This window comes from Sellimonas catena, assembly GCF_027924685.1.
GTDB lineage: Bacteria > Bacillota > Clostridia > Lachnospirales > Lachnospiraceae > Sellimonas > Sellimonas catena.
Genome location: NZ_BSBO01000028.1, coordinates 17,150 through 29,315, shown reverse-complemented (window position 1 = coordinate 29,315; position 12,166 = coordinate 17,150). Strand labels below are relative to the sequence as shown.

Sequence of the window (12,166 nt, the reverse complement as noted above, 5' to 3'; positions counted from 1 at the left end):
TCTCCTCTTCTTTATTTCATTGACTGGTTATGGTAAGCAATTATAACACTCTTTTCTTACGAAAACAAGGGTCCGGCCATACGCTCTTTCCCGCATAGCCGGACCCTCTCTTATGTACGTTCTTTCAAGGTACGATTATTCCTCTGCTGCTCTGTTTGCAATCTCTTTTTCCTGAACGTCGGACGGAGCCTGCTCATATCTTGCAAACTGATATTCATAAGTACCGCGTCCTCCTGTCATGGAACGGAGGTTCGTGCAGTATCCGTAAAGCTCCATCATCGGAACATCGGCTTCAATTGCCTGTTTTCCTCCGTTGACCGGATTCATGCCAAGCACACGGCCGCGGCGCTTGTTCAGATCACCCATAACGTCACCGGTATATTCATCCGGAACTGTTACCTTCAGGGATGCGATTGGTTCAAGAAGTACCGGAGATGCTTCCATGATTCCTTTCTTGAATGCCTGGATCGTTGCGGTCTTAAATGCCATTTCAGAAGAGTCTACCGGATGATAGGAACCATCGTACAGCGTTGCTTTCACTCCGACTACCGGATATCCGGCAAGAGGTCCTTTCTGTACAGCTTCCTGGAGACCTTTTTCCACAGCCGGGAAGTAGTTCTTCGGAACCGCTCCTCCTACGACTTTTTCTTCAAATACGAATGGCTCTTCCAGATCACCGGACGGCTCGAATGTCATCTTGACATGACCATACTGTCCGTGTCCTCCTGACTGTTTCTTATATTTGGAATCAATATCGGATTTCTTCCGGATCGTCTCGCGGAATGCTACCTTTGGTTTCTCAAGAGTAATCTCTACTTTATATCTGGAGGCGAGTTTGCTTGCAATAATTTCCAGATGCTGGTCTCCCATACCGTACAGAAGAATCTGTCTGTTTTCTGTATCATTGACAACCTTCATCGTCACATCTTCTGCCATCATTCTGGAAAGTGCCTGGGATACCTTATCTTCATCTCCCTTGGTCTTGGTCGTATATTTCATGTAGGTATAAGGCTGGGAATACTCGGTTTTTGCGTATGCAATCTGTGTGTTCTTTGTAGAAAGTGTATCTCCTGTCTTCGTAGTGGTCAGTTTTGCAATGGCCCCAATATCTCCTGCAAACAGCTCTGATACTTCAATCGGCTTATTTCCAAGCATCGTGTAAATCTTGCCCGGCTTTGCCTCTGCATCTGTGTCTGCATTGTACAGCACGTCATCACCTTTGATAACGCCGGAGCACACTTTGATGAAAGAATATTTTCCGATAAACGGATCCACCATGGTCTTATATACATATGCACTCTTTGCTTTCGCAAAATCATAATTTGCCTCATAGATGGCATTTGTTTTCCGGTTCATGCCGACACATTCACGGTTTGCCGGGCTTGGGAAGAACCGTACGATATCAGAAAGAAGGTTTGCAACCCCCTGTGCCTGAAGATTGGATCCCATTGCTACCGGAACGATATCTCCATCCATTACTTCCGTACGCATCGCGGAACGGATCTCCTCAATGGAAAACTCCTCTCCGGAAAGATAGCGGTCCAGGAATTCCTCACTGGTCTCTGCCACTGATTCCATCAATGCTTCTCTGTACTGCTGGAGATATTCCATACAGTAATCCGGGATCTCACATTCTTCCCTCTTTCCAATCTCTGTGTAGCGGCGTCCCGCATTCTTGATAATGTTAACGTATCCGACGAGCTTCTCGTTTTCACGGATCGGCATGAAGTGCGGTGCGATCACCTTCCCGTATTTTTCACGGAGTGTCTCCACAACCTGACGAAAACTTGCGTCGTCCACATCCATCTCTGTCACGTAAACCATACGCGGCAGATTGTATTTGTCGCAGAGTTCCCATGCTTTTTCCGTTCCGACCTCTACGCCCGCTTTTCCGGAAACAACAATGACTGCTGCATCCGCAACACTGACAGCTTCTTCCACTTCACCTACAAAGTCGAAGTATCCCGGTGTATCCAGCACATTAATTTTCGCTTTTTCCCATTCGATCGGGATCAGGCTCGTGCCGATAGAAAATCCGCGTTTCTGTTCCTCTTTATCGAAATCGCTGATGGTATTTCCGTCCCCTACTTTTCCCATCCTGTTTACCGCGCCTGATACATAGGCCATCGCTTCTGCAAGACTTGTCTTTCCGCATCCGCCATGACCTAACAAAACAACGTTTCTGATTTCATCCGTCCTGTAAACTTTCATATAGTGCTGCCTCCTTGATTTTCTAGCTCAAATTTTACCGTTCTTGTTTTAACAGTAATCATGGGTATATTGTACTAAATTTTTCGTAATTTTACAACTCTTTTATTGAATTTTCACAATGTTTCTATAACTATTCAGCCATGCGGCCTGTAACAATGAAAACCTGGCGCAAGCTTGCTTGCAGAAGGTTTGAGTTGTTTCAGGACATATGGCGTTTAGCCATAAGCGAAGATTCAGCTGCGTAAGCAGCGAAAAGCAGCGCGGGCTGCGAATCTGAGCTGCATGGCTGAATAGTTGACTATTACTTGAACATTTTGAATATGGATTCTGTCAGATGTATTTTGACAAACATCTGAAAATCTTCTAAAATGGAAGAAATAACAAGATCAGGAAAGATGAGGACTTAATTATGAAAACAGGATTTATCGGGCTTGGATTGATCGGTGGTTCGATCGCAAAGGCCATCCGCCAGTATTTTCCGGAAAGTGAGATCGTCGCTTTTGATAAAAGCCGGGAAACGCTGGCCCTTGCAACTGCCGAATCGGTCATCAATACGGCGGTAACAGTCATTGACGAAAATTTCAAAGGGTGTGACTATCTGTTTCTGTGCACACCGGTCATTTACAATTCTGCCTATTTAAGCCAGATAAAGCCGTTTCTCTCAGAGAAAACGATCCTGACCGATGTCGGCAGCGTCAAGACGCCGATCCATCAGGAGGTGGAAAAACTTGGGCTCTCCGACTTTTTTATCGGAGGACACCCGATGGCAGGATCAGAAAAATCCGGATATGTGAATTCCAAGGCGGTTCTGATTGAGAATTCCTACTATATTCTCTCTCCGTCCAGACCTGAACAGAAGGAAAAAATACAGGCCTTCACAGAGTTTATTCAGGCAATCCGCGCGATTCCGGTCACACTGGACTGCAGGACGCACGATTACATCACAGGAACGATCAGTCATCTGCCGCATGTAATCGCCTCCGGCCTTGTCAATTTCGTCCGGGATCATGATACGACGGATGAACTGATGAAACTATTAGCCGCCGGCGGTTTTAAGGATATCACAAGGATTGCATCCTCTTCCCCGACGATGTGGGAACACATCCTTATGACAAACCGGGAAAATGTCTCCGAGATTCTCGGAAACTACATCAAGACACTGGAGGATGCCAAAAAGCTGATTGATGCAGGCGATTCCCAGGGAATCTACAATTTCTTCGACACTTCACGGAACTACCGGAATTCTGTTCCGGATATTTCCGCCGGGCCGATCAAAAAGCTTTTTGCCATCTACTGTGATATCATCGATGAGGCGGGCGGGATTGCCACCATCGCAACCATCCTTGCCTCCAATAATATCAGTATTAAAAATATCGGGATCATTCACAACCGCGAGTTCGAAGAAGGTGTTCTCAGAATTGAATTTTATGAAGGTGCCGCTCAGGAAAAGGCAGCCCAGGTTCTCCGCAGACACCGCTATACGGTCTATGAGCGTTCCTGATAGCCGAAAATGATATAAGGGAGATTATTTATGAGACAGATCAAATCATCCTCTCCTCTGAAAGGAGAGATTACCATACCGGGAGATAAATCCATCTCCCACAGAAGCATTATGTTCGGAGCCCTTGCAAAGGGCGTGACCTCCGTCCGCCACTTTCTGGAGGGTGCGGACTGCCTTTCTACCATCGGATGCTTCCGTCAGATGGGAATTGAAATCCAAAAAGAATCTGACGGCCGGATTCTCGTCCACGGCAAAGGAATCCGCGGGCTTACCGCTCCTGCCGCCACACTGGATGTGGGAAACAGCGGTACAACTACAAGACTGATTTCCGGAATCCTAAGCGCCCAGAATTTTACTTCTGTACTTTCCGGAGATGCGTCATTAAATTCCAGACCTATGGGACGGATCATCCACCCGCTTTCCATGATGGGCGCACAGATCAAAAGTCTCCGCGGAAATGACTGTGCCCCACTTCAGATCGACGGTCGCATGGATCTTCACGGAATCCACTACGATTCTCCGGTAGCCTCCGCCCAGGTCAAATCGGCCATCCTCCTTGCAGGGCTGTATGCTGACAGAGAGACTTCTGTCCATGAGCCGGCTCTTTCCAGAAACCATACCGAGCTGATGCTCTCCCAGTTTGGAGCCGATCTTCATACAGAGATCCTAAAAGACGGCTCCGCCGAAATCCGGATTTCTCCATGTGAAGAGCTTTACGCCCAGGACATTCTTGTACCGGGCGATATTTCCTCCGCGGCCTATTTTATCGCTGCCGCCCTCTTGGTACCGGGATCAGAAGTTCTGATTAAAAACGTGGGGATCAACGAAACCCGTGCTGGAATTTTAAAGGTCTGCAAAGATATGGGGGCCGATATTACCTATCTCAATCAGAATCAGGGTGCGGGAGAACCGACCGCAGATCTTCTCGTACGCAGTTCCAGTCTTCACGGCGTCTGCATCGAGGGAACGGTAATCCCGACGCTGATCGATGAAATTCCGATGATCGCCGTCCTTGCCGCATTTGCCAAGGGCCAGACCATCATCCGCGATGCGGCAGAGCTGAAAGTGAAAGAAACCGACCGGATCCGGACCGTAACGGAAAATCTGAAGGCCATGGGCGCAGATGTCACTCCAACCGACGACGGCATGATTATTCAGGGCGGGAAACCGCTCCACGGTGCCGAAATCCACCCTTACATGGACCACCGTATCGCCATGGCATTTGCTGTGGCAGGACTTGCCTCTGAAGGGGAAACAACGATTCTGGAAGAACAGTGTGTCGATGTCTCCTATCCGGGATTTTTTGAAGCTCTGCACACACTTACCGTATAATCTTTCGAAAAGAAAGGGGTGTCTTATGATGACCAATGAAGAATTATTCGCCTCCATCTATACACACGATACGATCTATCTGCCGCCAAGCGAACAGGACTGCGCGGCCTTGGAGGTTGCCCTTGGATGCAGCCACGCGAAATGCCGGTTCTGCGACTTTGCAAAGGACCCGTTCCAGATTCATTCCATGGAACAGATCCGGCGGAACATGCAGATCCTGGGCCGTTTCCGCCCGGATGCGTACCGGCTCTTTCTGCTGGGAGAAAACGCCTTTGTTCTTGATTATCAGAAGCTTTGCCAGATTTTTGATATGACAGATCAGTATATGCCGAATATTCACGAATTTTCCATGTATTCCCGCATAGACGACATTGCACGGAAAACGGATGAAGAGCTTCGGATGCTCCATAAGATGGGACTTTCCACCCTCCACATCGGACTGGAAAGCGGAAGTGATTCCATCCTGCTTGAGCAGAATAAAGGAGTCACCTCCATGGATATGCTTGTACAGCTTCGAAGGCTGGAGGCTGTGGGAATCGAATATTATGTCACCATTATTCTTGGACTTGGCGGGCGCCGTTTTTCCGTCCACCATGCCCTTGCCACCGCCCGGCTGCTAAACCAGCTGCACCCGGCGGATATCTGGTGTCTGAAGCTGAAACTCTGGCCGGACACCCCGCTTTATAAGGATGCAAAGAAAGGGCACTTCGACATGATGAACGATGCCGAGATGCTCTGGGAGGAACGGATCATGCTGGAAAATCTGACCGTCAAAGACTGCATGTTCCATGACACTACCGTCCTCAATACCTATACCATCCAGGGACGCCTTCCGGAAGAAAAAGCTTCTCTTCTGGATGCGATCGATATGCTTCTGGCATCCTGTGGATTTTAAATGTAAAAATGAAAACCAGGGAGAATAAACATATGAAACGGAATCCAAACGCCTGCTTAATCTGCGGCAAAGAATTGATTTATACAGAACACGCAAAGGAAATGGAATGTTCCATCTGTCATCAGACGTTTTTATCCAATGCCTGCTGTGAAGATGGACATTTTGTCTGCGATTCCTGTCACGAAGCAAAGGGACTTGAAGCCATCCGGGACTTCTGCCTTTCCACGGATCTGAAAGATCCGATTCAGATCGCACAGCAGATCATGCAGAATCCTTTTATCTATATGCATGGACCTGAACACCATATCCTCGTCGGCTCCGCCCTTCTGACCGCTTATAAAAACTGTGGAGGCAGTATCGATCTTGAGGAAGCACTCTCTTTAATGGAAGAACGTGGCAAACAGGTGCCTGGCGGTGTCTGCGGCTTCTGGGGATGCTGCGGTGCCGGAGTCAGCACTGGAATATACTGCTCCATCCTCTCAAAGGCAACTCCTCTTGCCGGTACTTCCTGGGGGCTTTCCAATCAAATGACCTCCAGGTCTCTGGAAAACATTGGAACTCACGGCGGTCCAAGATGCTGCAAACGGGATTCATTCCTTGCTATTTTAAGTGCAGTAGAATTTACAAAAGAGCATTTTCAGGTGGAACTCCCGGTTTCCTGCAGCATCCGCTGTTCTTTCCATGAAGAAAACGGACAGTGTCTGAAAACCCTCTGCCCGTTCTATCCACTTTCCTGATATGTAATCAAAACTTTTTCCATGCTCCCGGATGGAATAATAAAAGAAGCGGAAACAGTTCCAGCCTTCCGGCGAGCATGTCAAAGATCATAACGAGTGTCGTTCCATTGCTGAACGCACTGAAATTTCCTGTCGGCCCGACCATTTCAAGTCCAGGGCCGACATTATTTAATGTCGTTGCTACTGCTGTAAAATTTGTTACCAGATCGAAATCATCAATTCCAACCAGCAGTACCGAAAACGCAAAAATCAGAATATAAATAATCATATAGACATTTGCAGCCCTGAGTACTTCGTGTGAAATCAGCCGTCCGTCCATCTGAAGTTTCTTGACTCCGGTAGGATGTACAAGCTGGTTCAGTTCTTTTCTGATGGTCTTTCCGAGAATCAGAATACGGGATACCTTGATTCCTCCTCCGGTACTTCCCGCACATGCCCCTACAAACATCAGCATGACCAGAATGGTCCGGGGCACCTGTGCCCAGAGGTTAAAGTCTGTCGTTGCATACCCGGTCGTTGTAATAATAGATCCCACCTGAAAAGCAGAATGCCGGAAAGCCTCTTCTGCGGTCGGATAGGAAGACCGGATATACAAAAAGATCACAAGCACGGCCGCCGCAATGATCCCAAAATACCATCTGACTTCCTCGCTTTTTAATGCTTCTATCGGTTTTTTCAGAAGCAGAAGGAAATAAAAATTAAAATTAACACCGAACAAAATCATGAAAGTTGTCACTACATACTGCAGATACGGCGAATATCCGGCAAGACTGTCGTTCTTAATTCCAAAGCCGCCGGTCCCGGCCGTTCCAAATGTGATGGTAAGTGCGTCAAACAAAGGCATCTTCCCGGTCAGAAGAAGTATGATCTGAATGATTGTCATGACAATATAGATCTGATACAGAACTTTTGCCGTACTCTTGATTTTGGAAGTCATTTTTGTGACGGACGGTCCCGGACTTTCCGCCCGCATCAGATTGATATTTTTTCCTCCGCTCAGCGGCAGAATCGCCATAATGAAAACGAGTACTCCCATTCCGCCGATCCAGTGGGTAAAACTTCTCCAAAAGAGAATACAGCGCGGCACTACCTCCACATTCGTCAGAACGCTGGATCCGGTGGTTGTAAATCCGGATACTGCCTCAAACAACGCTTCCACCGGATTTGGAATCACTCCGCTTATCACAAATGGTACCGCCCCCACGATGCTCAGTACAATCCATCCAAGGGCAACGCTGGCAAATCCTTCCCTGGAATGGAAGTCTTTGTTTTTGGGTTTCCGAACCGTCAGCGGTATTCCGATTACCAGTGCAGCTGCCATTGTAATCAAAAAAGAAATTCCGCATTTTTCCTGATAAATCACCGCCACAAGACAGGAAGGAAGCATAAACGCTGCCTCAAAATTCAGTATCCACCCTACGATATACATTACCATAGAATAATTCATAGTCTTTACTCCTTTTCCCCGTCTGGTCTCTCATTAATATTTCAGAATATCCGTAATGTCGTGAAGACCCTTGTGAGTTGTCACGATAATCACGGAATCCCCTACTTTCAGCATGTCCTGTCCACGGGCCATCTTCAGTTTTCCATATCTGCTGATATAACATACAAGCAGATGATCCTTTAACGGAAGATCCATAATCCTCTGGTTTGTGACACTGGAATCTTCCCGGATGACAAACTCCAGCGCTTCCGCCTGTCCGTCCAGGATTTTGTAAAGAGTCTCCACATTGCTTCCAAGGGAATTCTGCATCGCTCTTGTATAGCGGACAATGTGATCCGCCGCAAGGTTTTTCGGATAGATAACGCTGTCAATATCCAGTTCATCCACTACTTCCTCGAAGTGAATCCGGTTGACCTTGGCAATCAGTTTTGCGTTCGAGTATTTTCGTGCAAGCAGTGCAAGCATCAGGTTTTCCTCATCCATATTGGTCAGCGCCACAAAGGAATCCGTATGCATCAGACCCTCTTCCAGGAGAAATTCCTTGTCAGTTCCGTCTCCCTGAAGAATCGTAGCTTCCGGCAGCTGTTCACTGAGCATCTCACACCGCTCTTTATTCTGTTCTATAATTCTGACATCCACCCTCATTTCGAGAAGCTGCTTTGCAAGATAGTATGCTATCGTGCCCCCGCCTACAATCAGTGTACTTTTTGCCTGATGGGTCGGAATCCCCATTTTGCGGAAGAACTTTGCCGTCTCCTTCGGCACTGCCATCATGGATACCAGATCGTTGTTCTTCAGAACAAAATCTCCGTTCGGGATCACAACCTGTCCCTGTCTCTCCACGCCGCAGATCATAATATCACACTTCATTTTGGAAATAATATCCGCGACCTGAAGTCCGTCCATATGGAGTTCCGGATTCATCCGGAATTTGATCATTTCCACCCTTCCTCTTGCAAATGTATCAACCTTCTTGGCGTACGGAAGACGAAGCAGCTGGGAAATCTCCTGAGCGGCCGTCAGCTCCGGATTGATAACAGCCGACAGGCCCATCTGGCGCTTGATGAAGTTTACTTCCTTGCTGTAAATCGGATTTCTTACTCTTGCAATTGTCTGGCACTTTCCCGTCTTCTTCGCGATCAGGCAGCAAAGAAGATTCAATTCGTCTGAACCGGTAACTGCGATCAGAAGTTCCGCATCCATGACACCGGCCTCCACCTGTACCTGATGGCTGGCACCGTTTCCCACAATCCCCATCGCATCAAACTCTTCTTCCGCCTCTTCCACTTTCTTTTGATTCAGGTCAATAATCGTAATATTATGATTTTCAGAGCTAAGCTGGTCTGCAATTGTTGTTCCTACTTTTCCAGCTCCTACAATAATGATATTCATGACTCCTCCTGCGTAAACAAAAAAATTTCATATAATTTATATAAAATCTTAATCATTATACTCCTTTTCCGCAGAAAAGCAATATCTTTCTCCAAGATTTTACATTGACCCTGACCGTACTTTTCTTTTCATGCAAAAAGACACCTTCCGGCGTCTTTCTGCTATCATGGCTACACAATATAATGTTATTTGTTCAGTCCCATTTCTTCACGCACTTCGATGAAGCATTTTACGATGAAATCGATATCTTCTTTTGTATGGCTTGCACATACCTGTGTACGGATTCTTGCTTTTCCCTTCGGTACTACCGGATAGGAGAATGCTACGACATAAACACCTTTTTCCATCATTCTCTTAGCGAATTCAGTAGCTGTCTTCTCATCGTAGATCATAACCGGCACACATGGATGTGTTCCCGGAATAACGTCAAATCCATTTTCATCCAGTTTCTGGCGGTAGTAAGTAGTAACTTCCTCCAGATGGTCACGGAGTTCTGTGCTTTCGCTTAACATATCAAACAGTTCCATGCTTGCTCCGACAATTGCCGGTGCAAGAGAGTTGGAGAACAGATACGGACGGCTCTGCTGACGAAGCAGGTCAATAATTTCCTGACGTCCGGATGTGTATCCGCCTGATGCTCCGCCCAGGGCTTTTCCAAGTGTTCCCGTGATAATATCTACACGGCCTTCTACTCCACAGTATTCTGCTGTACCACGGCCTTTTTTGCCTACAAATCCAACTGCGTGGCTGTCATCTACCATAACAAGTGCATTGTATTTGTCAGCAAGATCACAGATACCTTTCAGGTTTGCGATGATACCGTCCATGGAGAATACACCGTCTGTAGCGATCAGTTTGATTCTTGCTCCGGCTTCATCTGCCTCTTTTAATTTTGCTTCCAGATCTTCCATATCATTGTTTTTGTAACGATATCTCTTTGCTTTGCAGAGACGTACTCCATCGATAATGGAAGCATGGTTCAGTTCATCACTGATGACTGCGTCTTCTGCTTTCAGAATTGTCTCAAACAGACCGCCGTTTGCGTCAAAGCAGGAGGAGTAAAGGATAGTATCGTCTGTTCCAAGGAAATCAGAGATCTTTTTCTCCAGCTGTTTATGAATGTCCTGTGTTCCGCAGATGAAACGTACTGAAGCAACACCGAATCCTCTTTCATCATAAGTACGCTTTGCAGCATCGATCAGTCTCTGGTTGTTACCAAGTCCCAGATAGTTGTTTGCACACATGTTGAGGTACTCTTTTCCATCTTCCAGAACTACTTTTGCTCCCTGAGGAGAGCAGATCGGAGCTTCCCCTTTGAAAAGGCCTGCTTCCTTGATTTCATCTACTGTTTTTGTATAAATGCTTAAAATATCATTTTTACGTGCCATTTGAATCTATCTTCCTTTCTTATCTTCGATCGCTTGCCTAGTCATTGATATGAGACCAGTCAAGTACTACTTTTCCTGAATTTCCGGAGATCATTGCCTCGAATCCTTTTTCGTAATCTTTGATGTCGAAGCGGTGTGTAATGATCGGGGAAATATCAAGTCCTGCCTGAAGCATTGTGGACATCTTGTACCAGGTATCCCATACTTTTCTTCCATAGATACCGCGGATATTCAGACCATTGAAGATTACTGTCTCCAGATCGACTTTCGTTTCTGTTCCCTGAAGTCCGAGAAGCGCGATCTTTCCGCCGTGTTTCATATTGTGAATCATATCAGAAAGTCCTGCCGGGCTTCCGGACATTTCAAGACCTACGTCAAACCCCTCTGTCATACCAATTTCTTTCATGACGTCTGTCAGTTTTTCTTCTTTTAAGTTTACTGTTCTTGTTGCCCCAAGTTTTGTTGCAAGATCCAGGCGATACTGGTTCAGGTCTGTAACAACAACGTGTCTTGCTCCTGCAAATTTTGCGATTGCCGCTGCCATAATTCCGATCGGGCCTGCGCCTGTAATCAGAACATCCTCTCCCAGCATATCATAGGAAAGAGCTGTATGTGTAGCGTTTCCGAACGGATCAAAAATCGCATACATCTCTTCCGGGATATTCGGATTGCACGGCCATACATTGGAAGCCGGAATTACAAGATATTCTGCAAATGCACCATTTCTGTTAACGCCAACACCTTTTGCATCTTTGCAGTTTTCCTTGTGTCCTTCCAGGCAGTTCCGGCATTTGCCGCATGTGATATGTCCTTCACCGGATACGAGATCTCCGATCTTGAATCCCTGTACTCCAGGACCTACTTCTACGACTTCTCCGACATACTCATGACCTGCTGTCAGTCCGATCGGAATCGTATGCTGTGCCCATTCATTCCACTGATAAATATGTACGTCTGTACCGCAGATAGCCGTTTTGTGGATTTTGATCTTTACATCATTTGGTCCTACTTCCGGAATCGGTACTCTTTTCATCCATAAACCTGCTTCCGGTTTCTCTTTTACCAATGCCCACATCATGTTATCGCTCATTTTTGAATTCCTCCGTTCTTTTGACAAACTGCCTAATTTCTATCTTAATAATACTCCCTCCTTTGTAAAATTTCAAGCATTTTTTCCGTCTCTGACAAACATTTTAATCTCACTTGTCTTTTTCTCGCATACAAAGACAGTTGTCTTTCTACAAAAGGCAAGTTGATTTTTTT

General features: G+C 46.5%; 9 protein-coding genes. 4 read left to right on the top strand and 5 right to left on the bottom strand.

Going from position 1 to position 12,166, the window contains the following annotated elements:
- Positions 1–135: 135 nt before the first annotated feature.
- Entirely contained in the window at positions 136–2,211 is a 2,076-nt protein-coding gene (locus Selli1_RS13020) for an elongation factor G (RefSeq protein ID WP_087167436.1), read from the bottom strand.
- 409 nt (positions 2,212–2,620) lie between these two features.
- Here Selli1_RS13020 and Selli1_RS13015 point away from each other — a divergent pair, with 409 nt between their 5' ends.
- The 4 genes from Selli1_RS13015 to Selli1_RS13000 are packed head-to-tail and all read left to right on the top strand — an operon-like array spanning position 2,621 to position 6,676.
- On the top strand, positions 2,621–3,712 hold the full coding sequence (locus Selli1_RS13015; RefSeq protein WP_281873228.1) for a prephenate dehydrogenase: 1,092 nt from the start codon (positions 2,621–2,623) through the stop codon (positions 3,710–3,712).
- 30 nt (positions 3,713–3,742) lie between these two features.
- Positions 3,743–5,044: a 3-phosphoshikimate 1-carboxyvinyltransferase gene (gene aroA / locus Selli1_RS13010; protein WP_087167438.1), complete on the top strand. Its 1,302-nt coding sequence runs from the start codon at positions 3,743–3,745 to the stop codon at positions 5,042–5,044.
- Between the two features lie 25 nt (positions 5,045–5,069).
- Positions 5,070–5,939, top strand: coding sequence for a radical SAM protein (locus Selli1_RS13005; protein ID WP_242960090.1), 870 nt, complete (start codon positions 5,070–5,072; stop codon positions 5,937–5,939).
- Positions 5,940–5,971: 32 nt separating this feature from the next.
- Entirely contained in the window at positions 5,972–6,676 is a 705-nt protein-coding gene (locus Selli1_RS13000) for a DUF5714 domain-containing protein (protein ID WP_191427645.1), read from the top strand.
- Between the two features lie 7 nt (positions 6,677–6,683).
- Here the strand turns inward: Selli1_RS13000 and Selli1_RS12995 are convergent, their stop codons facing one another.
- The 4 genes from Selli1_RS12995 to tdh form a co-directional block, all read right to left on the bottom strand.
- Complete coding sequence (locus tag Selli1_RS12995; RefSeq protein WP_281873222.1) at positions 6,684–8,123, bottom strand: TrkH family potassium uptake protein; 1,440 nt, start codon at positions 8,121–8,123, stop codon at positions 6,684–6,686.
- Positions 8,124–8,156: 33 nt separating this feature from the next.
- Positions 8,157–9,515 carry a Trk system potassium transporter TrkA gene (trkA, locus tag Selli1_RS12990; protein WP_281873220.1) on the bottom strand — a complete coding sequence of 453 codons (1,359 nt, stop codon included), beginning with the start codon at positions 9,513–9,515 and terminating at the stop codon, positions 8,157–8,159.
- Positions 9,516–9,700: 185 nt separating this feature from the next.
- Entirely contained in the window at positions 9,701–10,903 is a 1,203-nt protein-coding gene (locus Selli1_RS12985; protein ID WP_281873218.1) for a glycine C-acetyltransferase, read from the bottom strand.
- A gap of 37 nt (positions 10,904–10,940) precedes the next feature.
- A complete protein-coding gene (gene tdh / locus Selli1_RS12980) occupies positions 10,941–11,993 on the bottom strand; it encodes an L-threonine 3-dehydrogenase, zinc-binding type (protein ID WP_087167444.1) in 1,053 nt (350 codons plus the stop codon).
- Between the last annotated feature and the right edge of the window lie 173 nt (positions 11,994–12,166).

Bases quoted from the DNA above. Each gene is read 5' to 3' on its own strand.
- Selli1_RS13000 (WP_191427645.1), top strand. From the start codon at position 5,972: ATGAAACGGAATCCAAACGCCTGCTTAATCTGCGGCAAAGAATTGATT.
- Selli1_RS12995 (WP_281873222.1), bottom strand. From the start codon at position 8,123: ATGAATTATTCTATGGTAATGTATATCGTAGGGTGGATACTGAATTTT.
- trkA (WP_281873220.1), bottom strand. From the start codon at position 9,515: ATGAATATCATTATTGTAGGAGCTGGAAAAGTAGGAACAACAATTGCA.
- Selli1_RS12985 (WP_281873218.1), bottom strand. From the start codon at position 10,903: ATGGCACGTAAAAATGATATTTTAAGCATTTATACAAAAACAGTAGAT.
- Selli1_RS13005 (WP_242960090.1), top strand. From the start codon at position 5,070: ATGATGACCAATGAAGAATTATTCGCCTCCATCTATACACACGATACG.
- tdh (WP_087167444.1), bottom strand. From the start codon at position 11,993: ATGAGCGATAACATGATGTGGGCATTGGTAAAAGAGAAACCGGAAGCA.
- Selli1_RS13020 (WP_087167436.1), bottom strand. From the start codon at position 2,211: ATGAAAGTTTACAGGACGGATGAAATCAGAAACGTTGTTTTGTTAGGT.
- aroA (WP_087167438.1), top strand. From the start codon at position 3,743: ATGAGACAGATCAAATCATCCTCTCCTCTGAAAGGAGAGATTACCATA.
- Selli1_RS13015 (WP_281873228.1), top strand. From the start codon at position 2,621: ATGAAAACAGGATTTATCGGGCTTGGATTGATCGGTGGTTCGATCGCA.